The organism is Luteimonas sp. A611 (assembly GCF_054072715.1).
Map to the genome: position 1 here is coordinate 2,168,647 of NZ_JBSVRP010000001.1, position 26,971 is coordinate 2,195,617.

Genomic DNA, 26,971 nt, shown 5'->3' on the forward strand with positions numbered 1-26,971 from the left:
GGCCTCCGGTCCCGGCTGCCGTTCCGCAGCTTCCGGCGGCGGTCGCTCCAGGCAGGCGGCCCCACTGATGATTGACCGGGCACGTGCAGCGGGGTAACGTTGCGCCCGCCGAAGGTATATATCTCTCTATTGCGATAGAGAGATATATTTAATTGGGAAGTCCGGTGCGGGCCTTCGGGGCCCCATTCCGGCGCTGCCCCGCAGCGGTGTGTGGAAACGACCCTCGCCACAAGCACTGGTCCTGGCGGACCGGGAAGCGGCGGGCAGTAGGTGGACGGCTTCGGCCGGCCGGGTCCACGAGCCCGAAGACCTGCCTCGGCCAGGGAGCGATCCCTGTCTGACCTGGCGCCCGAAGGGTGCGCGGGAAGCCCATGCCCGACCTGGCATGGAAGTCCGCGCATGTCCGACGGCACCGGTTCGCCCGAGGGGGCGAAGGTCGCTGGCGTGGGCGCCTGCCGTGTCGTGGGGAGCCTGCGCGGTTCCTTCGTTCTTCGTTCACTCCGAATCGAGGACAAGCACGATGACCACCGTGACAAACCTGGGATTTCCCCGCATCGGCGCCAGGCGCGAGCTCAAGCGCGCGGTCGAGGCATTCTGGCGGGGCGATACGTCCGCCGCGGAATTGCAGGACCAGGCGCAGGCGCTGCGCCTTCGCCACTGGCAGCTGCAGCATGCCGCAGGCGCGGACACCGTGCCCTGCAACGATTTTTCGCTCTACGACCACGTGCTGGACACCGCGTTCCTGTTCGACGCGATTCCCGCCCGCTACCGCGCGCTGGCCGACGCCGACCCGCTCCAGGCCTACTTCGCGATGGCGCGGGGCCTGCAGACGGAGGACTTGGACCTGCCGGCGCTGGAAATGACCAAGTGGTTCGACACCAACTACCACTACCTGGTGCCCGAACTCGAGGCCGGGCAGACCTTCCGCCTGCGTGGCGACAAGCCCATTGCAGAGTTCCTGGAAGCGAAGGCGGCCGGAGCGAAGGCGCGCCCTGTCCTGCTCGGCCCGGCGAGCTTCCTGCTGCTGTCCAAATCTGTCGATGGCGGCGACCGGCTGGAGCTGCTGCCCGACCTGGTTGCCGCATATGCCGACCTGCTCGGAAAGCTGCGCGAGGCCGGCGCCGAATGGGTGCAGATCGACGAGCCCTGCCTGGCGCTCGACCAGGACGCATCGGAGCAGGCCGCCTATCGCCACACTTATGCCACGCTGGCACGGGTGTCGCGGCCGCGGCTGCTGCTGGCGACGTGCTTCGGCGCGCTGGGCGACAACCTGGTGACGGCGTGCTCGCTGTCCGTCGAGGGCCTGCACGTCGACCTGGTCCGCGCACCGGAGCAGCTTGACGCGGTACTGGACGCTTGGCCAGCCGACCGCGTGCTGTCGCTGGGCCTCGTGGACGGGCGCAACGTCTGGCGCACGGACCTGGACCAGGCACTGGCGCTGGCGCGGCGCGCCCACGACCGGCGCGGCGGCGAACGACTGCAGGTCGCCCCGTCCTGCTCGCTGCTGCACAGCCCGCTCGACGTGACGCTGGAACGTTCGCTGCCTGCCGACCTCCACAGGTGGCTTGCATTCGCGCGGCAGAAGCTCGAGGAGCTGCGCGTGCTGGCCGATGCGCTGAACGGGCTGGTGTCGGCCGACTCGTCGCTGGCGCTGGCGCGCGAGCGGATCGAAGCCAGACGGCGATCGCCCCGGGTCCACAGGCCGGAGGTTGCCGATCGTGTCGCAGCGATGGGCGCGGCCGTGGACAGGCGCAGCTCACCCTACGTCCAGCGCAGGGTCGCACAGCGACAGCGCTTCGGCCTGCCCCTGTTCCCCACCACCACAATCGGCTCGTTCCCGCAGACCAAGCAGGTGCGCGATGCACGGGCCGGGCTGCGATCGGGGCGCTTGAGCGAATCGGACTACGACGCCTTCATAGCGCTTGAAACCGAGCGCTGCGTGCGGGTGCAGGAGGAGATCGGCCTGGACGTGCTGGTGCACGGCGGGTTCGAACGCAACGACATGGTCGAATACTTCGGCGAGCAGCTCGACGGCTTTGCATTCACCGGCAGCGGCTGGGTGCAGAGCTACGGCTCGCGCTGCGTGAAGCCGCCGATCATCTTCGGCGATGTCAGCCGGCCGGCGCCGATGACGGTGCGCTGGTCGCGCCATGCGCAGTCGCTGACCGACAGGCCGATGAAGGGCATGCTGACCGGACCGGTGACGGTGCTGCAGTGGTCGTTCGTGCGCGACGACCAGCCGCGTGCGCAGACCTGCCAGCAGATCGCGCTGGCCCTGCGCGACGAGGTGCTGGACCTGGAGGCTGCCGGGATCGGCATCATCCAGGTCGACGAACCTGCCCTGCGCGAAGGCCTCCCGCTGCGTCGCGCGGAGTGGCAGGAATACCTCGACTGGGCAGTGCGGTGCTTCCGCATCACCGCATCGGGCGTGGAGGACGAGACCCAGATCCACACGCACATGTGCTACTCGGAGTTCAACGACATCATCGAGGCGGTGGCGGCGATGGACGCGGACGTGATCTCCATCGAAACATCGCGCTCGCGCATGGAGCTTCTGGACGCGTTCGTGAAGTTCCGCTACCCCAACGAGATCGGGCCTGGTGTCTACGACATCCACTCGCCGCGCGTGCCCGACCATGCCGAGATGGGCAGGTTGCTGGCCAAGGCGAAGGCAGTGCTCGCGCCCGAGCAGATCTGGGTCAACCCCGACTGTGGCCTGAAAACGCGTGGCTGGCGGGAAGCCCGCGCCGCGCTTGAAGCCATGGTGGAGGCGGCGCGGAGACTGCGCGCGGAGGTCGTAGCCGCGTGAGCGGACGGCGCGCCGCCAACGACCCGGCGGCGGCGCGCCGCTGCTTTCCCGGCCTGCGACGTGCCGGGGCACGTGCCTATACTGGCGCCCGCATGAACCGGTCGACGCCCTTCTCCAGGCACATGGCGCTGCTCGCCCTCGTGGCCATGCTGCTGCCGTGGCCGCGCCGGCCGTCAGCCGCGTGCTGGCCGCCTCGATGCCGGATGGCGCACTGATCCTGATGGAAATGTGCACCAAGGCGGGCATGAAGCTGATCGACGTCTCGCCCTTCGTGGGCGACGTGGAGCAGCCTGCGAACCTGCCGTCGGCGGACGACGATGCCTGCGGCTATTGCGCGCTCACCACGCCGGCACCGCTGGTGCTGGCGCTTTTGTTCGCGCTGCTGTTGTGGGCGGCGCAACTGCCTGCATTGCGAGGCTGCACGCGGATCGCGAGGCCGCTGCGCAACCTTCGCGGCCTTGGTTCGCAAGGCCCGCCGCTCCTGTCCTGAGCCACAAGCCATCCGCCCGCGCGACCTTCGCGTCGCGTCCTTGTGCCTTGGAGCCAACATGTCGATTCCCCTCTGCCCGGCGCCGCACGCGCGGCGCCTGTGCGCGGCCGTCCTGGTCGCGCTGTCCGTCTCCCTGCCCGCGTTCGCGGATCCTGCCCCGCCTGCCGGCGCCAAACCCCGGGCCACCACCCTCGATGCGATCGAAGTGCAGGGCACCCGCGACCCGCTGCACGCCGAGCGGGCGCTGACGCCCGGCGCGGTGACCGTCGTCGATGGCGAGACCTTCCAGCGCCGGTCTGTCGGCCACCTCGCCGACGCGCTGCGCTATGTGCCGGGCGTCTGGATCGAGAGCAGTACCGGTGGCGATGCCGTGTTCATCTCCAGCCGCGGCTCCAACCTCGACGCCACCGGCTATGACAGCAATGGCATCAAGCTGTTCCAGGACGGGCTGCCGGTCACCACGGCCGACGGCAACAACCACAACCGGTTCCTGGATCCGGTCGCGGCGCGCCATGTCGTGGTGGCCCGCGGCGCCAACGCGCTCACCCATGGCGCCAGCACGCTCGGCGGCGCGATCGATTTCATCTCGCCCACCGCGCGCAACAGCGCTCCACGGCAACTGGCCGCCACCGTTGGCAGCCACGGCGTGTGGCGCGGCCGGCTGACGGCCGGCGGCGTGTCGGGCGACCTCGATGCTGGAAGGCACCGGCCGCGACGGCTATCGCGGGCACAGCCGACAGGACCGCGCCGGCCTCTACGCCAATGCCGGCTGGCGCGCGACCCCGGCGCTGGATCTGCGCGTGTTCGCCACCTACCTGGACAGCGAGGAGGAACTCGCCGGCGGCCTGAGCCGCGCGCAGTTCGACGCCGACCGGTTCCAACCCAATCCCTCGGCCATCAGCGGCCATTACCAGCTCAACGTGCGAACCAGCCGGCTGGCTGCCAGGGGCAGCTGGAGCCCGGCCACGGACCGCAGGCTCGACTTCGGCCTGTCCAGGGAGGGCCAGCATCTCTACCACCCCATCGTCGACAAGGTCATGGTCGATTTCGATGGCCCCGGCCCCGCCCCGCCAGTGGAGGTCTTCAGCCTGCTCAAGACCACCGACCAGCGCACTCTCGCCGGCATGGTCCGCTACAGCGCACGAATCGGCGAGCACGACGTCCTTGCCGGCATCAACCTGGCCGACACCCGCGAACAGGGCGGCGACCATCGCAATGCCGGCGGCATGCGCAACGGCCAGACCGGCATCATCGACAACCGCTCCGACAGCGTGGAGCTGTTCGTGGTGGACCGCTGGGCGATCGCGCCCGACTGGACCATGGTCTATGGCGCGCAGGGCGTGCTCACCGGCCGCGACGTGCGCAGCACGGACCTGGCCACCGGCACCGTGCGCAACCCGCGCCGCGACTACACCGCCTTCAACCCGCGTGTGGGCGTGATCCACGCGCTGGGCGCCGGCAGCGAGGCCTTCGCCAGCGCCAGCCGCCTGTACGAGGCGCCCACGGTTTTCGAGCTGGAGGACGATGTGCGCGGCGACGGCGCGACCCTGGATGCGATGCACGGCGCGGTGCTGGAAGTCGGCGTGCGCGGCGAGACCGCGCTGTCCTTGGATGCGGCGCGCTGGCATTGGGACGTGTCGTTGTATTACGCGCGCATCCGCGACGAGATCCTGTCGGTGGACGATCCGGCGGCGCCGGGCACCAGCCTGTCGTCCAACGTGGACCGTACCGTGCACGCCGGCCTCGAGGCACTGCTTGGCGCGAGCTTCGCCATCGGCAATGGCACGCACCGCATCGAACCGCTGCTCAGCGCGACGTGGAACGCGTTCTCGTTCGACGGCGACCGCTTCCATGGCGACAACACCCTGCCCGCCGCCCCCGACTACGCGATCCGCGGCGAACTGGTGTACCGACATCGGGGCGGCCTGTTCGCCGGACCGACCTTCGACCTGGTCGGCTCGCGCTACGCGGACTTCGCCAACAGCTACCGCGTGGGCGGATACGCCCTGCTCGGCCTGCGCACCGGCATCGAGCGCGAGCGCTGGCAACTGTTTGCCGAGGCCAGGAACCTGCTCGACCGGAAGTACGTGGGCAGCTTCAGCGTGCGCGACCGGGCCCGCCTGGACGATGCCATCCTGCAGGCGGGCGAGCCGCGCTCGGTCTACGTCGGTATGCGGTATCTGTTTTGAACGGCGACGGCCAGCGCGAGACGTTCAGCCCGCCTGCCCCACCCGCGCATGACGCCGCCCGTAGATGAAATAGACCGCCGCGCCCAGCACCAGCCACACCCCGAACCGCACCCAGGTCAGCGTGGTCAGGTTGAGCATCAGGTAGAAGCAAAGCAGCGCCGAGATGATCGGCAGCACCGGCGAGAACGGGACGCGATAGGCACGCGGCAGGTCCGGGCGCGTGCGCCGCAGCACCACCACCGCCAGGCTCACCAGCACGAAGGCCGACAGCGTGCCGATGTTGATCATCTCCTCCAGGATCTCGACCTGGGTGAAGCCCGCCAGCAGCGCGACCGCCGCGCCGGTGATCAGCTGCAGGCGCACCGGGGTCTTGCGCGTTTGCGAGGTGACGCTGAGCCAGCGCGGCAGCAGGCCGTCGCGGCTCATCGCCAGCAGCACCCGCGACAGTCCCATCAGCAGCACCATGATCACCGTGGTCAGGCCGACCAGGATGCCGATCGAGATCACCTGCGCCGCCCAGCCCGCGCCGACCGCGACGAAGGCCGTGGCCAGCGAGGGGTTCTCGGCTTCGGCCAGCAGCGTGTACGGCACCATGCCGGTCAATGCCAGCGCGACGCCGACGTACAGCAGGGTCACCAGCGCCAGGCCACCGAAGATGCCCAGCGGCAGGGTGCGCTGCGGGTCCTTGACCTCTTCGGCCGAGGTCGCGACCACGTCGAAACCGATGAAGGCGAAGAACACCAGCGCCGCACCGGACAGCACGCCGGCCAGCCCGTATTTCGCCGGCTCCGCGCCGGTGGCCCAGGCCAGCAGCGACTGCGCCCACACGTCACCATCGCCGCCCTGCGTGGGCACGGCCGGCGGAACGAAAGGCTTGAGGTTGGCCGGGTCGAAGTAGGTCAGGCCCACCACGATCACGAACACCACGATCCCCACCTTGATCAGGGTGAACACGTTGTTGACCTGCGCCGAGATCTTGGTGCCGAGGATCAGCAGCCCGGTGAACACCGCGACGATAAACAGCGGACCCCAGTCCAGGCCGATCCCGGCCACGTCGACGGTGGTCGGTATGTCGACATCGAACAGCTCGAACACCATCGCCAGGTAGATGCCCCAGTACTTGGCGATCACCGCGGCGGCGGTCAGCAGTTCCAGGATCAGGTCCCAGCCGATGATCCAGGCCAGGAATTCGCCAAGCGTGGCGTAGGTGTAGGTGTAGGCGCTGCCCGCGACCGGGATGCTGGAGGCGAACTCGGCGTAGCACATCATCGCCAGCGCGCAGGCCAGCGCGGCCAGCAGGAACGACAGCGTCACCGCGGGACCGGCGAAACTGCCCGCCGCGCGCGCGCCCACCGAGAAGATGCCCGCCCCGACCGCCACCGCCACGCCCAGGATCATCAGGTCCCAGGCGGTGAGCGAGCGCTTGAGCTCACGCCCCGGCTCGGCCGCATCGGCAATGGTCTGTTCGATCGACTTGGTGCGCAGCAGGCTGGGCAGGAAGCTGGCCTTGCGGCTTGGGGAAGGCGACATCTCGGGCTCACGGAACGGCGGGGGCGTGCTGCGCCGCCCGGGTGTGCAGGCGCAGTCCTGCGCGCAGGCTACGCCCGGCGACTGCAAGGGAACAATGCCCGGTGCCGGCATCAGCGTGCTTCAAGTCCTCCCCTTCAAGGGGAGGGAGAACAGCGGCGCGTCGCGCGGATCGGGCCGGGGCCGGCTCCGGATCAACGCAGGAGCGGCGCCGGATCCACCACCGGCCAGCCTTCTCCATCCCACGTCATCGGCAACACCTTGAGCTTCGGCAAGCCGCCGTCCTCGACGTCGTAGGCGTGGAAGACGAGGTAGTCCCTGCCCTCGAAGCTGTAGGCGCTGTTGTGGCCGGGGCCGGGCCAGCGCGGGGTGCCGCGCAGGACTTCGGTGGCGCCGCCCTGGTCCATGCGCTGGCCGTCGCGATCGAGGTAGGGGCCGGTGAGCGTGCGCGAGCGGCCGACCATGATGCGGTAGTCGCTTTTCGCACCGCGGCAGCAGTGGTCCCAGGAGACGAAGAGGTAGTACCAGCCGTCGCGCTTGAACACGAACGGCGCCTCGATCGCGCCGGGCTCGGGCTCGGCGTCGTCGACCAGGATCGAGCGCGCGCGCTTGGCCAGCGTGTGCCATTGCTGCGGCTCGGCGGGGCGCAGGCGGTCCTCGCGCAGCTTGACCAGCTTCAGCCCGCCCCAGAACGAGCCGAAGGCCAGCCACGGCGTGCCGTCGTCGTCCTCGACGAGATTCGCGTCGATCGCGTTCCACATGTCGCGATGCGGCACCGAGCGCAACACGATGCCGTGGTCGACCCACCGATGCGCGGGATCGGACGCATCGAGCGTGGTGTTGGTGGCCACGCCAATGGCGGATGTGTTCTTGCCGCCGCTGGAGATCGAGTAGTACAGGTACCAGGTGCCGTCGTGGTGCGAGATGTCCGGTGCCCAGATGTGGCCGTTGAACCCGGGGACGATGTCGTAGGCCCACGCGGGAATCTCCGCGAACACCTGCGGCTCGGCCTTCCAGGTCTCGAGGTCGTTCGAGCTGTAGACGGTGATGCCCGGGCCGGTGACGAATGCGTACCAGGTCTCGCCCTGGCGGATCATCACCGGGTCGTGCGCCAGCACGTCGGCCCAGTAGCCTTCGCGCGGCGCGGCGACCGGCGGGCTTTCCATCATGTCGTCGTTGTTGGGGCGGACGTCCTGCGCGCACGCGGGCAGCGCGAGCATGCAGGCCAACGCCAGCATCGCCAGCTGCAGCAGCCGCCTCATCCTGCCGCCCCCGGGATCTCCACTTCGCGCAGCGGCCGCCCGAATACCGGCATGCCGTCGGCGTCCCATTGCAGCGGATGCAGGCACGTGTGGCGGTCCGGATTCCACAAGGGGTCGCCTTCGATCTGCGTGTAGTTGCGCGCGTGGTAGACCAGCAGGTCGGTGACGCCGTCCGGCGCGACGGTGAAGCTGTTGTGGCCGGGACCGAACACCTCGGCCTCGATGTTGCTGGTGAACACCGGTGTCTGCGCCTTGTGCCAGCTGGCGGGGTCGAGCAGGTCCGCGTCGGCATCGGCCCAGAGCAGGCCCATCGCGTAGCGTTCGTCGGTGGCGCTGGCCGAATAGGTGACGAACACACGGCCGTGGCGGATCAGCACCGACGGGCCTTCGTTGACCAGGAAACCCTGCACTTCCCAGTCGAACTCGGGCCTGGTCAGCAGCACCGGCTCGCCCTCGATGTGCAGGCCGTCGCGCAATGGCGCGAGGTAGAGATTGGAGTTGCCGGGGATGTCGGGATGCTTCTGCGCCCAGAGGTAGTACTGCACGCCGCGGTGCTTGAAGCTGGTGGCGTCCAGGCAGAAGGCGTCGATGCCGCTGTCGACGTGGCCGGCGAGTTCCCACTCGCCCTGCATCGGGTCCTGGGCCCTGCAGCGCAGCGCGTACATACGGTGCTGGAACAGCTCGTCCCTGATCTCGCGCGAGGGCGCGACTGCGAAGTAGATGAACCAGGCGCCGCCGATGCGGTGCAGCTCCGGCGCCCAGACCAGCGAACACGTCGGTCCGCTTGCGGGCGCGGCCCACAGCGCCCTCTCTTCCGCGGTGACCAGTCCCGCCAGGGTCGGCGCGCGGCGCAGCACGATGCGATCGTACTCGGGCACCGAGGCGGTGAAGTGGTAGTGGCCATCGTGCAGGCTGATATGCGGATCTGCACGATTGAGGATGAACGGGTTGCGGAGCTTCATGCGGGACTCCCTGCTGCGCCCATCACGCTGCCGGCGCGTCGGACAGGATCTGCGCGCGGATCTGGCGGTAGCGTTCGTCGGTGATGCGGTAGAAGAACATCACTCCGCCCATCAGCGCGTGGAACAGGCCGGGAATGATGGTCAGCATCAGCGCGATGCCGTTGAGCGCATGCGGCGTTTGCGGCTGGTCGGGCACATAGCCGAACCCGCCCAGCAGCATGCCGACAATCGCGCCGGCCACGCCCATGCCGGCCTTCTGGCAGAACGAGATGCCGCCCATCGCCAGTCCGGCCACGCGCCGGCCGCTCCTGGCGTGGCCGTAGTCCACCGCTTCGACGATGGCCGACCAGAACACCGGTGCGTGCAGGTCGACCACGAAGCAGATCAGGAAATAGAACACGAAGGCCAGCGCCACGTCGCCGGGCTGCACCAGGAAGTACATCGCCACGCTCAGCACGCCGACGGCCAGCTGCGACCAGCGGAACATCGCCACCTTGCACCAGCGCTTGGTGATCCAGGTGGAGGCCACCATCGCCAGGATCGCGGCGCCCACGCCGGTGGCCAGGAAGGCCGACAGCATCTTCGCGTCGCCGCCGAGGTAGTACTTGGCGTAGTAGGCCGCGACCGAGCCGCGCACCACGTAGCCGATGGTGCCGATCACGCACACCGCGCACAGCAGCAGCCACTGGTCGTTGCGCAGCAGCAGCCGCACCTGCTGCCGCAGCGGCGTGCGGTCGACGTGGTGGCGGATGCGCTCGGTGGTGGTGAAGAAGCACAGCAGCAACAGCAGCGTCGCCATCAGCCCCATCAGCCCCATCGCCCAGCGGTAGCCCTCGGCGAGGTTGCCGCGGCCCCAGGATTCGGCCAGCACCGGCACCAGGATGGTCACCATGAAGGCCGCGACCTTGGCGAAGAACAGGCGATAGCCGTTGGCCGAGAGCCGCTCCTTCGGATCGGCGGTGAGCACGCCGATCAGCGAGATGTAGGGAATCGTGACCACGGTGAAGAACAGCGTGACCAGCAGGTAGGTCGCGTAGGCCCAGGCCAGCTTGGCGCCGTAGTCGGCGTCTGGCGTGGTGAACACGAGGAACACCGAGATGCCGAACGGGATCGCGAACACCAGGAAGTACGGGCGGTAGCGGCCCCAGCGCGTCTCGACGCGGTCGGTGACCAGGCCCATCAGCGGGTCGGTGACGGCATCGAACATGCGCACCACGATCAGCAGCAGGGCGACGTCGGTGGGCTTGAGCCCGTACACGTCGGTGTAGAAGAAGGTGATGATCAACATCATCGAGGAGATGACGACGTTCACCGCCATGTCGCCGGCGCCGAAGCCGACCTTCTCGAGCACCGACAGCTTCTGGTCCTGCATCGCCCCTCCGCGGATGCGTGATCCTTCCCGCGGCCACGCGGGTCGTCGGCCGGGCGCATCTGCGGCGTCCTCGGCCGTGCCCATTCTGGTCGGGGCACGGATATGCAACAAATACAAAAATAGCGATAATCGATATCGATGCCGATATAGGAGTCCTGCCGTGCCCAGCCCTCCCTGGTTTGTCCGTGCGCGCCTGAAGACGCGCCAGCTGATGCTGCTGATCGCGATCGAGGAGCAGGGCAACATCCACCGCGCGGCCGAAACGCTGAACATGTCGCAGCCGGCCGCGTCCAAGCTGCTCAAGGACCTGGAGGAGCTGATCGGCGTGCCGCTGTTCGAGCGCCTGCCGCGCGGCATGCGCGCGACCTGGTACGGCGAGAGCATGATCCGCCACGGCCGCATCGCACTGGCCAGCCTGGCCGAGGCCGGGGCCGAGATCGAGGCGCTCAAGGCCGGCCACGCCGGCAACGTGACCATCGGCGCAATCGCCGGGCCGGCCATGACCCTGCTGCCGCCCACGCTGGCGCGGCTGCACCGCGACCACCCGGACCTGCGCGTGTCGGTGATGGTGGAAAGCAGCGACGTGCTGCTCGAGCAACTGGCGCAGAACCGCATCGACCTGATGATCGGCCGCCTGTTCCCACGCCACGACAAGCGCAACCTGCAGTACGAGCCGCTGGCCGAGGAGGACGTGTGCGCGATCGCCCGGCCCGACCATCCGCTGCTGGCGGGCGGCACGCCGGGGCTGGCTGAGCTGGCCAGGGCCAGCTGGGTGGTGCCGCCGGAGGGCAGCGTGCTGCGCCACCGCTTCGAGCTGATGTTCCAGAACGCGGGCCTGCAGCCGCCGCGCCAGGTGATCGGCACGGCCGCCCTGGTGCTGGTGCCGCGCCTGCTGCAGGGCAGCGACCACCTGGCCGTGGTGCCGGTGGACGTGGCGCGCCATTACGCCGGCTACGGGATGGTGAAGCAGTTGCCGGTGGAGCTGTCGTGCCGGATGGATTCGTTCGGCTTCATCACCCGCACCGACTGGCTGCTCTCGCCCGGCGCCCGCACCGCGCTGGCAACGCTGCGGGAGCTGGCCGCGCAGGTGTACGCCGGTGACGGGGCTGCAAGCGGCGGCTGAGGAACATCCCGATTGTCATTTCGAGCGCAGCGAGAAGAGCTTTACAACGGCAAGGCCGGTCAATCTGCGGCGCTGATTTCCCGGGATTCCTCGCTCCGCCAGCAATGACGGGACCAGACTGTCGCGGTGCGCGGCGCTCGTGCACCCGGCATCCATACCAGGACGCATATCGATACCCCTGCAATTGTTATTTTCCTTGCATGTGTCCGCCGGCTAGCATCGCCGAGGCAGACGACCGGCGCGGCTTCCCGCGGCGCCCGGTCATTTCCCTCACCCCAGGCAGGATCCGCGACCGCATGAGCGCTCCAGGCAAGCCAGCGCGCCGCAGCCAGCAGTGGTTCGGCCGCGACGGCAAGCAGGGTTTCTACTACCGCAGCTGGCTCAAGGGCCTGGGTCTGCCGCACGAGATGTTCGACGGCCGGCCGGTGATCGGGATCTGCAACACCTGGTCGGAGCTGACGCCCTGCAACTCCTCGTTCCGCGAGCTGGCCGAGCACGTCAAGCGCGGCGTGTACGAGGCCGGCGGCTTCCCGCTGGAGTTTCCGGTGATGTCGCTGGGCGAGACCCAGATGCGGCCGACCGCGATGCTGTTCCGCAACCTCGCGTCGATGGACGTGGAGGAATCGATCCGCGCCAACCCCATCGACGGCGTGGTGCTGCTGATGGGCTGCGACAAGACCACGCCCGCGCTGCTGATGGGCGCGGCCAGCGTCGACCTGCCGACGATCGGCGTGTCCGGCGGGCCGTCGCTGTCGGGCAACTGGCGCGGCAAGCCGGTGGGCTCGGGCACGGGCGTGATCGAGATGTCGGAGATGGTGCGCGCCGGCACCCTCAGCCAGGAAGAATTCACCGAGGCCGAGGCCTGCATGCAGCGCTCCAAGGGCAGCTGCATGACCATGGGCACAGCTTCGACGATGGCCTGCATGGTCGAGGCGATGGGCATGTCGTTGCCGGAGAACGCGGCGATCCCGGCGGTGGATTCGCGCCGTTTCCGGCTCGCGCACCTGTCCGGCCGGCGCATCGTGGAGATGGTGCGCGAGGACCTGCGCATGTCCAAGCTGCTCACCTACAACGCCTTCGCCAATGCAATCCGCGCCAACGCGGCGATCGGCGGTTCGACCAATGCGGTGATCCACCTGCTCGCGATCGCGGGGCGGCTCGGCGTGCCGCTGTCGCTGGACGACTGGGACGAGCTCGGCTCGGCGCTGCCCTGCCTGGTCAACCTGAAGCCGGCTGGCGAGTATCTGATGGAGGATTTCTACTACGCGGGCGGCCTGCCGAGCGTGCTGCGGGAGATCGCCGGATACCTCGACCTGGATGCGCTGACGGCCAACGGGCGCACGGTGGGCGAAAACATCGCCGACGTGCCCTGCTGGAACCTCGACGTGATCCGGCCGCTGGCCAAGCCCGTGCGCGCAGCGGCCGGCATCGCCGTGCTGAGCGGCAACCTGGCGCCCGATGGCGCGGTGATCAAGCCCTCAGCGGCCTCGCCGCAGCTGCTGCAGCATCGCGGCCGCGCGGTGGTGTTCGAGGACATCGACGACTTCAAGGCACGCATCGACGACGAGGCGCTGGAGATCGACGAGCACTCGGTGATGGTGCTGAAAAACTGCGGCCCGCGCGGCTACCCTGGCATGGCCGAGGTCGGCAACATGCCGCTGCCGCCGAAGCTGCTGCGCCGTGGCATCACCGACCTGGTGCGCATTTCCGATGCACGCATGAGCGGCACGGCCTATGGCACCGTCGTGCTGCATGTCTCGCCCGAAGCCGCGGCCGGTGGCCCGCTGGCCCTGGTGCAGGAGGGCGATTTCATCGAGCTCGACGTGCCCGGTCGGCGCCTGCACCTGGACGTGCCGGATGCGGAGCTGGCGCGTCGCCGCGACGCGTGGACGGCGCCCGCGCCGCCTGCCCGCGGCTGGAGCAAGCTCTACGTCGACCACGTGCAGCAGGCGCACCTGGGCGCGGACCTGGATTTCCTGGTGGGTGGAAGTGGCGACACGGTCGCGGGCGATTCGCACTGAGTGGTGAACGGCATCCGTCCCGGATTGCACTGTCGGTGTGACCTGGACTGTTCCGGCTCCCTCGCGGCTTCGGATTCCTCACCCGCTGCGCAGGTTCGGAATGACAGGTCATCACCTATTGTCATCCCGAACGCAGTGAGGGATCTCCCACCGGCGCAGCGCCCCGCCCCGCGCTGCCACAGTCGGCATCCGGCCGCCACCCGATGGAGCCACTGATGCACACCCCGCCTCCATCGCCCGACCGCCGCCGCTTCCTCGCGGCGGCCGGTTCGACCCTGCTGCTGCCCGCTGCCGCCTCCCTGCCCGCCTTCGCCTCTGGCGGCATCGCCACGGCCGCCGCCCCATTCGCACTTGCCGATGTGCACCTGGACGCGGGCCCGTTCGCGCATTCGCAGACGCTCAACCGGCGCTACCTCGCCGCGCTCGACATCGACCGCCTGCTTGCGCCCTACCGCATCGAGGCCGGCCTGCCCTCGCCCGCACCGAAGTATCCCAACTGGGAGTCGATGGGCCTGGACGGCCACACTGCCGGCCACTACCTGTCCGCCCTCGCCCAGCAGGCCGCGCAGGGCGACCATGCAATGCGCCAGCGGCTCGACGCCATGGTCGAGGCCTTGGCCGAATGCCAGCGCGCCAATGGCGACGGCTATCTCGGCGGCGTGCCCAACGGGCGCGTGCTGTGGCAGCGCATCGGCTCGGGCGAGTTCGAAGCCGAGGCCTTCTCGCTCGACGGCGCCTGGGTGCCGTTCTACAACCTGCACAAGATGTACGCCGGCCTGCGCGATGCCTGGCTGATGGCGGGCAACGCCACCGCCCGCGAACTGCTGGTGCGATTCGCCGACTGGTGCGACGCGCTGGTCGCCAATCTCGACGATACGCAGCTGCAGCGCATCCTCGACACCGAACACGGCGGCATGAACGAGGTGCTGGCCGATGTGTACGCGATCACCGGCGAGCGCCGCTACCTGGCGCTCGCCCGCCGCTTCTGCCACCGCGCCATCCTCGATCCGCTGCTGCGCGGCGAGGACCGGCTGGACGGTCTGCACGCCAATACCCAGATTCCGAAAGTGATCGGCTTCGCCCGCATCGGCGAACTCGACGGCGAGCCGGCGTGGATCGAGGCGGCGCGCTTTTTCTGGGAGACGGTGGCGCAGCGGCGCAGCATCGCCTTCGGCGGCAACAGCGTGCGCGAGCACTTCAATCCGGTCGACGACTTCTCGCCGATGCTGGATTCACGCGAAGGGCCGGAGACCTGCAACAGCTACAACATGCTGCGCCTGAGCGCGCTGCTGCACAGGCTGCAACCGCAGCCGCGCTACATCGAGTTCTTCGAGCGCGTGCTGTTCAACCACATCCTGTCGACCCAGCATCCCGGGCACGGCGGGCTGGTCTATTTCACGCCGATCCGGCCGCGCCATTACCGCGTGTACTCGCAGCCCGGGCAATGCTTCTGGTGCTGCGTCGGCACCGGCATGGAAAACCACGGCCGGCATGGCGCCTTCGTCTACACCCGCGGCGACGACGCGCTGGCGGTGAACCTCTACATCGCCTCGACCCTGCACTGGCGCGAGCGCGGGCTCACGCTGCGGCAGGAAACGGCCTTCCCGGAAGATCCGCGCAGCAGCCTGCACCTGCAGCTGGACAGGCCGCAGGCGTTCGCGCTGCAGCTGCGCCATCCGCAGTGGCTGCAGGGCGAACTCGTCGTGCAGGTCAACGGTCGCCGCTGGCCACTGGCGTCCACGCCCGGCAGCCAGGTCGCAATCACGCGCACCTGGCAGGACGGCGACCGCGTCGACATCGCGCTGCCGATGCAGACGCGGATCGAAGGCCTGCCCGACGGATCGGACTGGGTGGCGGTGGTGCACGGCCCGCTGATGCTGGCTGCGCGCACCGGCGAGGAGGCGGTCGAGGGCCTGATCGCCGACGACGGCCGCGGCAGCCATATCGCGCCCGGCCCCTACCTGCCGTTGGACGGCGCGCCAATGCTTGTGGGCGAGCGCGACACGCTGGCGGCGCATATCGTCCCGGTCGCGGGCGAGGCGCTCACCTTTACCGCGTCTGCTCTGATCCGCCCCGGCGAATTCCATCCGCTGAAGCTCGAGCCGCTGTCGCGCGTGCATGATGCGCGCTACATGGCGTATTGGCGTACGGCGACGCCGGCGCAGTATCCGGGCGTGGTTGCAGCGATCGAGGCCGCCGAGCGCGAGCGCCAGGCGCTGGACGCGCGCACGCTCGACCAGGTGCGGCCGGGCGAGCAGCAGCCCGAGGTCGACCACCGGTACGAAGGGCGGGATTCGGCCACCGGCAGCCTGCTGGGCCGCGCGTGGCGCGATGCGTCCGGCTGGTTCGCCTACCGGCTCGAAGCACGACGCGAGATGGCGACGGACACGCCGCTGCTGCTGCAGCTGGTGCTGTTTGGCGGCGACTGGAACGTGGCGATGGATGTCGAAGTGGAGGGGCGGACGCTGGCGAACATCGATACGGTGAAGCCGGGTCCGGATGACCTGGAAACCCGCGAGATCGCACTGCCGGCTGACTTCGCATCGGCGGCGTTTTCCGGCGGCATCCGCGTGCGCTTCGTCGCGCGCGACGGGCAACGTACGCCACGCCTGTTCGGCCTCAGGCTGCTGGCAGGGGACGCATCCGGCGGTTGATCCAGCACGTTGCCGCTCCGCGGCGCAGTCGAACGCTGGCCAGTACAACGTCGCGCTTTGCTCCCTCCCCTTCGTCGCGCCTTGCTCCCTCCCCTTGAAGGGGAGGGCTTTGGTGCGCTGCGCGATCGGGCGAACACAAGGGATCTGACTGGCTGCCCGACCGCGGGCCTCAGTCCCCCGCTACCACCAACAGCGCGCGGATCGCCTCCTGCGCTCGCGCCGCCAGCGCTTCGTCATACTCGAACGACGCCTCGTCCATGTAGACGCGCTGGCTGATCTCCAGCTGCACGGCCTGGATGCCGCGCGCGGGATCGGCGTAATGGCGCGTGATGTGGCCACCGCGGAAGCGACCGTTGTGCACCCAGTCGTAGCGCGACTGCGCGGCCAGCACCGCTACCAGTCGCTGCTGCAGCGCGGGCGTCGCGCTGGCGCCATTGGCGGTGCCGAGGTTGAGGTCAGGCAAGCGGCCTTCGAACAGGAACGGCAGCTCGCCCCGGATCGAATGCCCCTCCCACAGCACCACGCGGCCGTGTTCGGCATGCAGGCGCTCAAGCTCGTCGCGCAGTGCACCGTGGTAGGGACGCCAGTACGTGTCGACGCGCGCGCGCACCTCGTCTTCGGTTGGCGCCTGGCCATCGAGGTAGACCGGTTCGCCGGAAAAACGCACGGTCGGGCACAGGCCGGTGGTGTTCTGGCCGGGGTACAGCGAAACATCGTCCTCGCTGCGATTGAGATCGATGACGTAGCGCGAATGCGTGGGCACGATGACCGACGCGCCGAGGTCCTTCGCGAAGGCGTAAAGCCTTGCGATGTGCCAGTCGGTGTCGGGCACGCGCCGCGCCTGCGGCGTGAGCCTGGCGGCGATGTCGTCGGGAACGAAGGTTCCGTCGTGCGGCAGGCTGACCAGCAGCGGCGCGCTGCCGCGTTGCAGGGAGAAGATGTCCATGGCGGGATTGTAGGTGGCTACAGAGGCGGCACGTGAGTCGTCGCCCCTCGCAGGCGCGGTGCCTGCTCCCTCCCCGCTTGCGGGGGAGGTTGGGGTGGGGGCCGCGGTGGCGGATGTCCTTGCGCGGCTCGCGGCCGCTCCACCGCCCTGCTCCCTCCTCCGCTTGCGGGGGAGGGTTGGGGTGGGGGCGCTTTTCGTCAAGCATTCGCCGCTGCGTCACGGCCCCCATCCCGACCTTTCCCCGCAAGCGGAAGGAGCACAAGCGCGTGGGCTTCACGCAGCGTTCCTCCTTCGCTCGCGCCGAGGACTTACCGCATCAACACCACTTCTTCCGCGCTCGTCGGATGGATGGCGACGGTGTCGTGCAGGTCGGCCAGGGTGATGCCCTTCTTCAGCGCGACGGCGAAGCCCTGCAGGATCTCGTCGGCGCCCTCGCCCAGCAGGTGGATGCCGACCACGCGGCGCTCCTCGCCGACGCACACCAGTTTGAACAGGCTGTGCTGCGGGCGGTCGACCAAGGCCTGGCGCATCGGCCGGAAGATGCTGCGATACACGTGCACCGCGTCTCCGTGCCGCTCGCGCGCCTGCACCTCGGTCAGGCCGACCTCGGCCAGCGGCGGATGCGAGAACACGACGGTGGGGATGTCGTCATAGTCGAGGCGCGCGTCTGGATTGCCGCCGAACACGCGGTCCATGGTGCGACGCGCGGCCGCGATGGCGACCGGCGTGAGCGTGGCGCGACCGGTGACATCGCCAACCGCGGCGATGTGGGCAACGCTGCTGCGCTGGCTGGCATCGACAACGATGTTGCCGTGCTTGTCCAGGTCCACGCCCGCGGCCTCGAACCCGAGCTTGGCGGTGTTGGCTTTGCGGCCCGTGGCGAGGAACACATGCGCGTACTGGTCTGACACTTCCCCAGCGACATTGCGCAGCCGCAACGCACCTTGCGCGCCCTCGATGGCCGCCAGTCCGTAGCCGAAGTGCAGGCCGATGCCCTGCTGGCGATAGTTTTCCTGCAGCCGCTCGGCCAGCTCCGCGTCGGAATGGCTGAGCAGGCGCTGGCTGCGCGCATAGATGTCGACGCGGCAGCCCAGCGCCTGCAGCACGCCGGCCAGCTCCACCGCGATATAGCCGCCGCCGACCAGGGCCACCTGGCCAGGCGGCTGGTGCAGGGCGAAGAAATCGTCGGACACGCCGGCCAGGTCCGCGCCGGGCACGTCGGGTCGGCCCGGATGGGAGCCGGTGGCGACGAGGATGTGCCCGGCGCGCAGGCGGGTGCCGTTCTCGCATTCCACCGTGTGTGCATCGTGCAGCCGGCCGCGCGACGGCAGCAGCACGATGCCCGCTTCGTCCAGGCGCCGTCGATAGCTGCCGTGGATGCCGTGGATGTAGCGCTGGCGGCTGGCGATCAACGCCGGCCAGTCGAGGTCCGGTGACGAGGGCACGTCGAAGCCGAGCTGCGAGGCCAGGGTGATGCTGCCTGCCAGCTCGGCCGCAATCCACATCGCCTTCTTCGGCACGCAGCCGACGTTGACGCAGGTGCCGCCGAGTTCGCCGGGTTCGAGCAGGGCCACCCGCGCGCCGTGTCCCGCCGCGCGGAAGGCGCCGGCCAGTCCACCGCTGCCTCCGCCCAGTACGACGAGGTCGAAATCCAGGACGGGCTGGTTCATGCGAAGCGCTCCGGCGAATACGGTTTGGGATCGATATGCGGCGATTGACCGGTGACCAGCTCGGCCAACAGGCGCCCAGTCGCCGGGCTCATGCTCACACCCAGCATGCCGTGCCCGGTGGCCAGCCACAGGTGCGCATGGCCCGGTGCGCGGCCGATGATGGGCAGGTCGTCCCAGGACAGCGGACGCCAGCCGTACCACTCCTCGCGCTTCTCCGGGCCGACCGGCTGGTGCAGGTACTCGGCAGCGCCACGCTCCAGTGCATCGAGCCGGCGCCGGTTGAGCGTGGTGTCGTGGCCGGAGAATTCCATCGTGCTGCCCAGGCGGAAGCCGTCGTCCCACACGGTCACGCAGACCTTGCGTTCGAACAGCGTCATCGGCCGGCGCGGCACCAGCGACGGCCGCGAGTACGTGATCGAATAGCCCTTGCCCGGCTGCATCGCATCGCGCAGCCAGCGCAGCTGCAGCGAGCGCGCCAGCAGCGGCGACCAGGCGCCGGTGGCCAACACCACGTCGCGCGCGAAGCGCTCGCCCAGCGAGGTGCGCACGCGCATGCCATCGCCCTGCGCTTCGGCGTGCGTGGCCTCGCAATCTGTCTCGATGATGCCGCCGGCAGCGGTGACCGCGCGTGCAAGCCCCGCCACATAGCGGTCAGGGCGCAGTTGCGCATCGCCCGGATAGCGCACCGCGCCGGCCACGCCCTCGCGCAGCGCCGGCTCCTGCGCAAGATAATCGTTGCCTTCGATGACCTCCGATTCGATGCCCAGTTCGGCCAGCGTCGGCAGGTGGCGCGCGTAGGCCTCCAGCTGCACCGGATCGCGAAATACGCAGTCCGCGCCGGACTCGGCGAACTCGCAGTCGATGTCGTGCCCGGCGATCCACTCCGGGAACACCTGGCGCGAGGCGTTGAGGATGGCTGCGCGCGGCCACGCCGAGGCATTCCAGTCGCGCAGGTTGCAGCGCCCTGCGAAGCGCAGCATCCAGCGCCACAGCGACGGATCGAAGCGCGGACGCACGTAGAACGGCGCGTCGGGCGTGAGCATCCAGCGCAGCGCCTTGGCCACCGTGCCTGGCGCGTGCAGCGGCCCGGCATGGCTGGGCGTGAGCGTGCCGCAGTTGCCGTGCGAACTGCCGCCGCCAACGCGGCCGGCATCGATCACGCGCACGCTGCGGCCACGTTCGAGCAGGCACAGCGCGCTGGCCAGCCCGGAAACCCCGGCACCGATGACGAGGATGTCGCTGCGTTGCTCCATCCGTGCAGTGTAACGGCGCGTGCCTGCCGCCCCGGTGACTCAGCCCACGCGCATGGCCGGCTTCGCGCCATACGTGAGCCAGCGCCACAGCCATTCCATCGGCCCGAAGCGGTAGTGCGCCAGCCACCAGTGGCTCGCGGCCACCTGCAGCGCGAACACCACCAGCACCAGCAGGACCTGCCCGGCGCGCCCCACCTGTCCCCACAGCCCGAAGCCATAGCCGTAGAACAGCGTCGAGGCGATCAGCGACTGCAGCAGGTAGTGGGTCAGCGCCATGCGTCCGGCTGGCGCCAGCCAGCCGAGCACGCGCGAGATGCCTGGCACGCCCAGGCCCAGCACGAGCAGCGCCACGTAGCCCAGCGCCAGCGGCAGGCTGCCGAGCATCATCAGCCCCGATGCGAGCAGCATCGGCCCCATCTCGCGCATGCCCTCGAAGCTTGTGCCGACCGACATCGCGAGCGCCACGAACACCGCGCCCAGCGGGATCGTCCACAGCGCCAGCCGCGCGAACCAGCCCCGCTGCGAGGCCACATCGTGCATGCGCCCGGAGCGCACCAGCCAGGCGCCGAGCATGAATACGCCCAGCGCCAGCGGGATCACCATCAGCGCGCCCTGCACGGAGAGCGTCAGGAAGTCGCGTGCACGCTGCACCACCGCGTCGGCGTAGCTGCCGTGCGCATAGACCTGCCTGGCGACTGCCGCGGCGGATTCCATCTCTTCGGCCATGGTCTCGATCTCGCCGATCTCGCCGGCCGGCACCAGCGACATCAGCCCGCCACCAAACGTGATCATCAGGGCGAGCGTGGCGTACAGGGCGATGCCGAGCCACAGCCTGGCGCGGTTGGAAATCTCGCCGAACGCGAGCAGCAGCAGACCGGTGATGGCGTAGGCGTGGAGGATGTCGCCCGGCCACAGCAGCACCGCATGCAGCACGCCGAAGGCCAGCAGCACCAGGCAGCGGCGCAGGTAGCGGCCGCAGAACTGCGGACCGTGCCCGCCGCGGCTGGACATCACCGCGAAGCCCATGCCGAACAGCAGCGAGAACAGCACCCAGAACTTGCCCGCCACGAACACGTGCACGGCCCAGGCCGCGGCGTGGTCAAGCCCGGTCGCGGCCGGATCGAGGCCCGATCCCATCTCCTGCAGTGGCCGGCTGAACCACTCGATGTTCATCAGGAAGATGCCCAGCAAGGCGAAGCCGCGGATCACGTCCAATGCCTGGATGCGCTGCACGGCATCGATCGGCGCGAATGCCGGCGCCGCGCCCGCGTGGCGGTCGTCCTTGTGCGTCACGTCGTATCCCCCTGGTCCCTGCGCACAGGATGGCGGGCGCCGAGGGCGATTGCCAAGCGTGCCTGGGATGCGTGATGCGCGTGGCTCCGGCTGGGCCGCATCATCCGGCTTTGGTCATCACCAGGCACCGGCACTTCCGCCGGCGCCACGCCACGCACCGCTATGCGGCGCGGGTGGCCCTCGCGATCAGTGCTGGTGGCCGCCGTCGCCGTGCACGTGGCCGTGCTCGATCTCGACCTGCTCGGCCTCGCGCACTTCGACGATCTCGATGTCGAAGTGCAGGTCCTTGCCGGCCATGGGGTGGTTGAGGTCGACATCGACCACGGTCATGCCTACCTTCTCCACGGTCACCGCGCGCGGGCCGAAGTTGGTGGTGAGCACCACCTGCTGGCCGGGGGCCAGCTTCTGCGCGCCGAAGTGCTTCTTGGGCACGCGCTGGGTCAGGCCGTCGCGGCGCTCGCCGTAGGCCTCGGCCGCGGGCACGTCGACGCCGAAGCTGTCGCCTGCCTCGTGGCCCTCGAGCGCCTTGTCCAGCCCCGGGATGACGTTGCCGTGGCCGGCCAGGATCGACAGCGGCTCGCCGCGCTCCTTGGACGACTCCAGCGGCGCCTGGCCGGCTTCGGAGACGCTGTAGTGGAAACGGACGACGCGGTCTTTTTCGATCTTCATGGCGGCTCGCTGGGAGGCGCGGCGCGAGCCGCGGCTTGTCTGGATGGAATGGCCCGGGCACGATGCCGCGCATGACACCGCCACGCGAACGCATCCTGCCGTCGGGCGACGGAGCCGGGCATTATCCGGACTCCGGCGCGGCAACGCCAATCCTGGCGCCTATCCGCGCGCTCGCGCTGTGCGGCGCGATGGTGCTCCTGGCCGGCTGCGGCAGCGGCGACGTGCGCCCCACGCCACGCCCGACGGCCACCGTGCCCAAGCGCGAGTGGCCGGTGGTCGCGCCGCAGGATCCCGCCGCCGCCAACGCGGTGCTGATGCGGGCGATCAGCCTGGTGGGCACGCCTTACCGTTACGGCGGCAATACCCCGGATGGGGGCTTCGACTGCAGCGGCCTGGTCAACTACGTGTTCCGCGACATGCTGGACCTGCGCCTGCCGCGCACCTCGCGCGACCTGGCTGGTTTCCAGGGGCCGAGGATCGAGCCGCAGCGCCTGGCTGCCGCCGACCTGGTGTTCTTCGGGAACGGGGCACAGGTCACACATGTCGGCATCTACGTGGGAGAGGGACGATTCGTCCACGCCCCCAGCAGCGGCGGCACGGTGCGCCTGGATCACTTGGACGGAAGCTACTGGCAGCGCCACTACAGCGGCGCGAAGCGGATCCTGCGGTGAACGGCCCGTTTCGATTTGTGAGCAGAATCACGTACTTGGACAGGTTTGTGTAACCCTGTTTTAACATCACGCAGCTTTCACTCCGGCACACTCCGCCGCTGATCCGCTCCAGTGAAGTCCGCGTGACGAGACCAACCGCCCCGTCCGGCCGAACCCGCCACCGCTCCAACCCGGCCAGACACGGCAAGTTCGTCGCCCTCTGCGGCTGCCTGCTCTCGCTGGCCGCCCTGCCCGCCTTTGCCGGCCCCGGCCTGGCCGGCGACTCCGCCGATACGCTGGCCGCCCCGTCTGCCTCGGTCACCCGCACCCTGGTGTCCAATCCGCTCCGCACGACCAGCCAGGACGTGCTGTTCGCCAGCGACGTCAACGCGCTGATTGCCCAGGCCGCCGCGATCGAGGCCGCGCAGGCTTCGCCCAAGGAGGAGGAAGGCCGCGTCCAGACCCTGCTCAAGCGCGGCCTGGCCCTGCTCGGCACGCCCTACCGCTGGGGCGGCAACTCGCCCGAGGGCGGCTTCGACTGCAGCGGTCTGGTCGGCTACGTGTTCCGCACCGCGCTTGGCGTCGAGCTGCCGCGCGTCTCGCGCGACATGGCCCGCGACGGCGAGAAGGTCGAACGCACCGCACTGGTGCCCGGCGACCTGGTGTTCTTCGGCCGCCGCGGCAAGCGCGTCGACCACGTCGGCATCTACATCGGCGAAGGCCGCTTCCTGCACGCCCCGCGCACCGGCCGCGACGTGACCGTCTCGCAGCTCGACACCGGCTACTGGAGCGGCAGGTTCCTGCAGGCCCGCCGCGTCGCGGGGCTGGGCACGGAAAGCTGAGGGCACGCACCCTCCGCCGTTGAAGAGGCCGCCGCAGGGCGGCCTTTTTGTTGGTTCTTCACCCGATCAAGCGAGAAGATGGACACGATTGCTTGAAGTCCGCGCGGGCTTGGGCTGGACGCCGCGCCCCGTCGACCGGGGGTCGCTTTTCGCTCGGTCAGGGCCGCTGCGCGGTCCGGCCCGGCACAGCATGCCGGGCGCTCGCGTGGATGCGCGGCATGCCGCGCAAGCCATCCACGCTCTCCCTGCCCTGACTCGCGCGCAAAACATCCATGTTTTGCTTGCCGCGACCCCCGGTCGCCAGGGCACGGCTCACTGCCACTGATGCTGCGATGCTTCGGTGGGAGCTTTTTCGAAGCCACGCCAGTGACTGGGCGATAGTCGTTCCGGGCTGGGGGTTGCGGAAAGCAGCGCATGGATGCGCTGCGGCGGCGAGTCAGCCATGGATGGCTGACCGAGCCGGGGGAGCAACCCCCGGCCCGGAACGACTCCGACCGCAGGCCTGAGCCAGGATCACGTCCCGGGCGTGGATTCGCCGCAGGCGGCACAATGTCGCGATGCCCGCCCCCCCCATCTCCGCCCTCACCATCGCCGGCTCCGACTCCGGCGGTGGCGCCGGCATCCAGGCCGACCTCAAGGCGTTCGCCGCGCACGGCGTGCATGGCCTGTCGGCAATCGCCGCGCTGACCGCGCAGCACACCCGCGGCGTGATCGCGGTGCACGTGCCGCCGGTGGAGTTCCTGCGCGCCCAGATCGACGCCTGCTTCGACGATTTCGATATCGGCGCGGTCAAGCTCGGCATGCTGGCCACCGCCGAGGTGATCCACGCGGTCGCCGATGCGCTGCAGGCGCACGCGCCGCGCCAGCTGGTGCTCGACCCGGTGATGGTGGCGACCTCCGGCGCGCGCCTGCTGGCCGAGGATGCGCTGGAGGCCATGCGCACGCGATTGCTGCCGCGCGCCGACCTGCTGACGCCCAACATCCCCGAGGCCGAACTGCTGGCCGGCATGAAGATCGGCAACGCCGCCGATGCCGAACAGGCGCTGGAGCGGCTGCTGGCGATGGGCGCGAGGGCGGTGCTGCTCAAGGGCGCGCACCTGGATGAGGGCGCGCAGGTGATCGACCGCTACCGCGACGGCGCCACCGCCAACGTCTTCATGCACCCGCGCCTGCCCATCGAAGGCCACGGCACCGGATGCACCCTCGCCTCGGCGGCCGCAGCCCAGCTGTGCCTGGGCCTGCCGGTGGCGCAGGCGACCGCCGCCGCAGTGGCCTACGTGGGCCGGGCCCTGCGCCAGGGCTACCGGCCGGGGCGCGGCGACGTGTACGTGCTCGACCATCTTGGCGCGGTGGAACCGGGCGCATGAGCCAGGCGGCCTGCAGCGTCGAGCGCGAGGTCGCGGCGGCGGATGGCCACGGCTGGCGCTTGATCACACGCATCCCCGCCAATCCGCAGTGCAGCCTGCTTTGGCTACCCGCGCTGGGCGTGGCTGCCCGACACTACATCCCGTTCGCCGAAGCCCTGGCCGCGCGCGGCGTGGCGGTCTTCATGCACGAGTGGCGCGGCAACGGCAGCAGCAGCCTGCGCGCCAGTCGCGGAGTCGACTGGGGCTATCGCGAACTGCTGCTGCAGGACATCCCCGCCAGCCAGGCCACCGTCGACCTGGCGCTGCCGGAAGGTCTGCCCCGCAGCATCGGTGGCCACAGCCTGGGCGGGCAGCTGGCCTGCTGCAGGCTGGCGCTCGCGCCGGAATCGGCGGACGCACTCTGGCTGATCGCCAGCGGCGCACCCTACTGGCGCGCGTTCCCGATGCCGCACCGCGCCTGGCTGCCGCTCGCCTACCGCTTCCTGCCGTGGCTGGCGACGGTCAACGGCGTGCTGCCCGGCCGCCGCATCGGCTTTGGCGGCAACGAGGCCGCGGGCCTGGTCCGCGACTGGGCGCGTACCGCGATCAGCGGCCGCTATGCCGCCGCAGGGCTCGCCCAGGACCTGGAGGCCGGGCTAGCCAGGGTTACGCGTCCGGTCCATGCGCTGGTGCTGGAAAGCGACTGGCTGGCGCCGCGCGCCTCGCTGGATTTCCTGCTCGGCAAGATGCCGCTGGCGCCCGCGCGGGTGGAGTGCCTGGACGCGCGCGACGCAGGCACCCGCCCCGACCACTACGCCTGGATGAAGCAGCCGGATGGCGTGGCCAACCGGCTCTGCGCTCAGCTGCCGTAGCCGTCCGGATTCATCGACTGCCAGCGCCACGCGTCGCGGCACATCGCGTCAAGGTCCAGCGCCGCGCGCCAGCCCAGCAGCGCCTGCGCGCGCGCGGGATCGGCATAGACCTCGGCCACGTCGCCCGCGCGGCGGTCGACGATCGCGTACGGCACCGCGCGGCCGGACGCGCGCTCGAAGGCCTGCACCAGCTGCAGCACGCTCACGCCGGCGCCAGTGCCGAGGTTGACGGTGAAGCCGCTGCCAGTGCGCGCCAGCGTGTCCAGCGCGTCCGCATGTGCGCGTGCCAGGTCGACCACGTGGATGTAGTCGCGCACGCCGCTGCCGTCGACCGTCGGCCAGTCGCCGCCGTACACGCTCAGCCGTTCGCGCCGGCCCACGGCCACCTGGCAGATGTAGGGCATCAGGTTGCTCGGGACACCAGACGGATCCTCGCCGATCAGCCCCGAGGGATGCGCGCCGACCGGATTGAAGTAGCGCAGGATGCCCGCCTGGAAGCCCGGGTCGGCCGCACACAGGTCCTCGATGAGCTGCTCCATCACCAGCTTGGTGCGCCCGTAGGGATTGGTGACGCGCAGCGGCGCGTCCTCGTCCACCGGCACCCGCTCCGGATCGCCGTAGACCGTGGCCGACGAACTGAACACCAGCCGCCGCACCCCCGCCTGCTGCATCGCCTGCAGCAGGTTGAGCGTACCGGTGATGTTGTTGTCGAAATAGTCCAGCGGCCGTTCGCACGATTCGCCCACCGCCTTGAGCGCGGCGAAGTGCACCACCGCGTCGAAGCCGCCCGAGGCAAGCAGCTCGACCGTGGCAGCGCGATCGCGCAGGTCGACGTGGCGGAAGTCCAGCGGTTTGCCGATGATCTGCTGCAGCCGCTCGAGCACGCGCGGCGAGCTGTTGCACAGGTTGTCGGCGATCACCAGATCGTGCCCGCGCGCGGCGAGCTCCACGCAGGTGTGGCTGCCGATATAGCCGGTACCGCCGAATACCAAGATGCGCATGCTGAGGTCCGCAGGGAGGC

20 protein-coding genes, 1 pseudogene and 1 riboswitch are annotated in these 26,971 nt (G+C 69.7%); of the genes and pseudogenes, 11 read left to right on the forward strand and 10 right to left on the reverse strand.

The window, feature by feature from the left end:
• Nucleotides 1-95: 95 nt before the first annotated feature.
• Nucleotides 96-332, forward strand: a riboswitch (cobalamin riboswitch).
• Nucleotides 333-520: 188 nt separating this feature from the next.
• The 4 genes and pseudogenes from metE (at nucleotide 521) to ACW5EG_RS09715 (ending at nucleotide 5,488) form a co-directional block, all read left to right on the forward strand.
• Complete coding sequence (gene metE / locus ACW5EG_RS09700; protein WP_457021330.1) at nucleotides 521-2,809, forward strand: 5-methyltetrahydropteroyltriglutamate--homocysteine S-methyltransferase; 2,289 nt, start codon at nucleotides 521-523, stop codon at nucleotides 2,807-2,809.
• A 157-nt stretch (nucleotides 2,810-2,966) separates the two neighbouring features.
• Entirely contained in the window at nucleotides 2,967-3,299 is a 333-nt protein-coding gene (locus ACW5EG_RS09705) for a DUF2946 family protein (protein ID WP_457021331.1), read from the forward strand.
• A 58-nt stretch (nucleotides 3,300-3,357) separates the two neighbouring features.
• Nucleotides 3,358-3,813, forward strand: a pseudogene (locus ACW5EG_RS09710) (TonB-dependent receptor plug domain-containing protein); the annotation flags it as partial.
• A gap of 178 nt (nucleotides 3,814-3,991) precedes the next feature.
• Nucleotides 3,992-5,488 carry a TonB-dependent receptor domain-containing protein gene (locus tag ACW5EG_RS09715; RefSeq protein ID WP_457021332.1) on the forward strand — a complete coding sequence of 499 codons (1,497 nt, stop codon included), beginning with the start codon at nucleotides 3,992-3,994 and terminating at the stop codon, nucleotides 5,486-5,488.
• A 24-nt stretch (nucleotides 5,489-5,512) separates the two neighbouring features.
• Here the strand turns inward: ACW5EG_RS09715 and ACW5EG_RS09720 are convergent, their stop codons facing one another.
• From ACW5EG_RS09720 to ACW5EG_RS09735, 4 genes are all read right to left on the reverse strand, one after another.
• Nucleotides 5,513-7,018, reverse strand: a complete 1,506-nt coding sequence (locus tag ACW5EG_RS09720) for an amino acid permease (RefSeq protein ID WP_457019699.1) — start codon at nucleotides 7,016-7,018, stop codon at nucleotides 5,513-5,515.
• Between the two features lie 191 nt (nucleotides 7,019-7,209).
• A complete protein-coding gene (locus ACW5EG_RS09725) occupies nucleotides 7,210-8,277 on the reverse strand; it encodes a family 43 glycosylhydrolase (protein WP_457019700.1) in 1,068 nt (355 codons plus the stop codon).
• A complete protein-coding gene (locus tag ACW5EG_RS09730) occupies nucleotides 8,274-9,239 on the reverse strand; it encodes a glycoside hydrolase family 43 protein (protein WP_457019702.1) in 966 nt (321 codons plus the stop codon). Before ACW5EG_RS09730 ends, ACW5EG_RS09725 begins: the two co-directional genes overlap by 4 nt.
• Before the next feature lie 22 nt (nucleotides 9,240-9,261).
• Entirely contained in the window at nucleotides 9,262-10,611 is a 1,350-nt protein-coding gene (locus tag ACW5EG_RS09735; protein WP_457019704.1) for an MFS transporter, read from the reverse strand.
• A gap of 160 nt (nucleotides 10,612-10,771) precedes the next feature.
• Here ACW5EG_RS09735 and ACW5EG_RS09740 point away from each other — a divergent pair, with 160 nt between their 5' ends.
• From ACW5EG_RS09740 to ACW5EG_RS09750, 3 genes are all read left to right on the forward strand, one after another.
• Nucleotides 10,772-11,734 (forward strand): LysR substrate-binding domain-containing protein, encoded by a 963-nt coding sequence (locus tag ACW5EG_RS09740; RefSeq protein ID WP_457021333.1) that lies wholly within the window; start codon nucleotides 10,772-10,774, stop codon nucleotides 11,732-11,734.
• Nucleotides 11,735-12,030: 296 nt separating this feature from the next.
• A complete protein-coding gene (locus ACW5EG_RS09745; RefSeq protein WP_457021334.1) occupies nucleotides 12,031-13,755 on the forward strand; it encodes an IlvD/Edd family dehydratase in 1,725 nt (574 codons plus the stop codon).
• Nucleotides 13,756-13,970: 215 nt separating this feature from the next.
• Nucleotides 13,971-16,409, forward strand: a complete 2,439-nt coding sequence (locus tag ACW5EG_RS09750; protein ID WP_457021335.1) for a beta-L-arabinofuranosidase domain-containing protein — start codon at nucleotides 13,971-13,973, stop codon at nucleotides 16,407-16,409.
• Nucleotides 16,410-16,578: 169 nt separating this feature from the next.
• Here the strand turns inward: ACW5EG_RS09750 and hutG are convergent, their stop codons facing one another.
• The 5 genes from hutG to ACW5EG_RS09775 all read right to left on the reverse strand — a co-directional run bounded on the left by hutG (nucleotide 16,579) and on the right by ACW5EG_RS09775 (nucleotide 22,240).
• On the reverse strand, nucleotides 16,579-17,355 hold the full coding sequence (gene hutG, locus ACW5EG_RS09755; protein WP_457021336.1) for an N-formylglutamate deformylase: 777 nt from the start codon (nucleotides 17,353-17,355) through the stop codon (nucleotides 16,579-16,581).
• 308 nt (nucleotides 17,356-17,663) lie between these two features.
• Complete coding sequence (gene gorA, locus ACW5EG_RS09760) at nucleotides 17,664-19,025, reverse strand: glutathione-disulfide reductase (protein WP_457021337.1); 1,362 nt, start codon at nucleotides 19,023-19,025, stop codon at nucleotides 17,664-17,666.
• Nucleotides 19,022-20,278 carry an NAD(P)/FAD-dependent oxidoreductase gene (locus ACW5EG_RS09765; RefSeq protein ID WP_457021338.1) on the reverse strand — a complete coding sequence of 419 codons (1,257 nt, stop codon included), beginning with the start codon at nucleotides 20,276-20,278 and terminating at the stop codon, nucleotides 19,022-19,024. The genes gorA and ACW5EG_RS09765 overlap by 4 nt, the downstream gene beginning before the upstream one ends.
• Before the next feature lie 39 nt (nucleotides 20,279-20,317).
• Entirely contained in the window at nucleotides 20,318-21,571 is a 1,254-nt protein-coding gene (locus tag ACW5EG_RS09770) for a DUF418 domain-containing protein (protein ID WP_457021339.1), read from the reverse strand.
• 186 nt (nucleotides 21,572-21,757) lie between these two features.
• Nucleotides 21,758-22,240, reverse strand: coding sequence for an FKBP-type peptidyl-prolyl cis-trans isomerase (locus ACW5EG_RS09775; RefSeq protein ID WP_457019716.1), 483 nt, complete (start codon nucleotides 22,238-22,240; stop codon nucleotides 21,758-21,760).
• Nucleotides 22,241-22,311: 71 nt separating this feature from the next.
• Between ACW5EG_RS09775 and ACW5EG_RS09780 the strand changes: the two genes are divergently transcribed.
• The 4 genes from ACW5EG_RS09780 to ACW5EG_RS09795 all read left to right on the forward strand — a co-directional run bounded on the left by ACW5EG_RS09780 (nucleotide 22,312) and on the right by ACW5EG_RS09795 (nucleotide 25,950).
• Nucleotides 22,312-22,911: a C40 family peptidase gene (locus tag ACW5EG_RS09780; RefSeq protein ID WP_457019718.1), complete on the forward strand. Its 600-nt coding sequence runs from the start codon at nucleotides 22,312-22,314 to the stop codon at nucleotides 22,909-22,911.
• A 122-nt stretch (nucleotides 22,912-23,033) separates the two neighbouring features.
• Nucleotides 23,034-23,732 (forward strand): C40 family peptidase, encoded by a 699-nt coding sequence (locus ACW5EG_RS09785; protein ID WP_457021340.1) that lies wholly within the window; start codon nucleotides 23,034-23,036, stop codon nucleotides 23,730-23,732.
• Between the two features lie 557 nt (nucleotides 23,733-24,289).
• Entirely contained in the window at nucleotides 24,290-25,099 is an 810-nt protein-coding gene (thiD, locus tag ACW5EG_RS09790) for a bifunctional hydroxymethylpyrimidine kinase/phosphomethylpyrimidine kinase (protein WP_457021341.1), read from the forward strand.
• Nucleotides 25,096-25,950, forward strand: coding sequence for an alpha/beta hydrolase family protein (locus ACW5EG_RS09795; RefSeq protein WP_457021342.1), 855 nt, complete (start codon nucleotides 25,096-25,098; stop codon nucleotides 25,948-25,950). Before thiD ends, ACW5EG_RS09795 begins: the two co-directional genes overlap by 4 nt.
• On the opposite strand, the gene galE is transcribed toward ACW5EG_RS09795, so the two are convergent.
• Nucleotides 25,938-26,951, reverse strand: a complete 1,014-nt coding sequence (gene galE, locus ACW5EG_RS09800) for a UDP-glucose 4-epimerase GalE (protein WP_457021343.1) — start codon at nucleotides 26,949-26,951, stop codon at nucleotides 25,938-25,940. The genes ACW5EG_RS09795 and galE overlap by 13 nt on opposite strands.
• Between the last annotated feature and the right edge of the window lie 20 nt (nucleotides 26,952-26,971).

Bases quoted from the DNA above. Each gene is read 5' to 3' on its own strand.
- ACW5EG_RS09730 (WP_457019702.1), bottom strand. From the start codon at position 9,239: ATGAAGCTCCGCAACCCGTTCATCCTCAATCGTGCAGATCCGCATATC.
- hutG (WP_457021336.1), bottom strand. From the start codon at position 17,355: ATGGACATCTTCTCCCTGCAACGCGGCAGCGCGCCGCTGCTGGTCAGC.
- ACW5EG_RS09765 (WP_457021338.1), bottom strand. From the start codon at position 20,278: ATGGAGCAACGCAGCGACATCCTCGTCATCGGTGCCGGGGTTTCCGGG.
- galE (WP_457021343.1), bottom strand. From the start codon at position 26,951: ATGCGCATCTTGGTATTCGGCGGTACCGGCTATATCGGCAGCCACACC.
- ACW5EG_RS09735 (WP_457019704.1), bottom strand. From the start codon at position 10,611: ATGCAGGACCAGAAGCTGTCGGTGCTCGAGAAGGTCGGCTTCGGCGCC.
- ACW5EG_RS09795 (WP_457021342.1), top strand. From the start codon at position 25,096: ATGAGCCAGGCGGCCTGCAGCGTCGAGCGCGAGGTCGCGGCGGCGGAT.
- ACW5EG_RS09715 (WP_457021332.1), top strand. From the start codon at position 3,992: ATGCTGGAAGGCACCGGCCGCGACGGCTATCGCGGGCACAGCCGACAG.
- ACW5EG_RS09775 (WP_457019716.1), bottom strand. From the start codon at position 22,240: ATGAAGATCGAAAAAGACCGCGTCGTCCGTTTCCACTACAGCGTCTCC.
- ACW5EG_RS09725 (WP_457019700.1), bottom strand. From the start codon at position 8,277: ATGAGGCGGCTGCTGCAGCTGGCGATGCTGGCGTTGGCCTGCATGCTC.
- metE (WP_457021330.1), top strand. From the start codon at position 521: ATGACCACCGTGACAAACCTGGGATTTCCCCGCATCGGCGCCAGGCGC.
- ACW5EG_RS09750 (WP_457021335.1), top strand. From the start codon at position 13,971: ATGCACACCCCGCCTCCATCGCCCGACCGCCGCCGCTTCCTCGCGGCG.
- gorA (WP_457021337.1), bottom strand. From the start codon at position 19,025: ATGAACCAGCCCGTCCTGGATTTCGACCTCGTCGTACTGGGCGGAGGC.
- ACW5EG_RS09780 (WP_457019718.1), top strand. From the start codon at position 22,312: ATGACACCGCCACGCGAACGCATCCTGCCGTCGGGCGACGGAGCCGGG.
- ACW5EG_RS09720 (WP_457019699.1), bottom strand. From the start codon at position 7,018: ATGTCGCCTTCCCCAAGCCGCAAGGCCAGCTTCCTGCCCAGCCTGCTG.
- thiD (WP_457021341.1), top strand. From the start codon at position 24,290: ATGCCCGCCCCCCCCATCTCCGCCCTCACCATCGCCGGCTCCGACTCC.
- ACW5EG_RS09745 (WP_457021334.1), top strand. From the start codon at position 12,031: ATGAGCGCTCCAGGCAAGCCAGCGCGCCGCAGCCAGCAGTGGTTCGGC.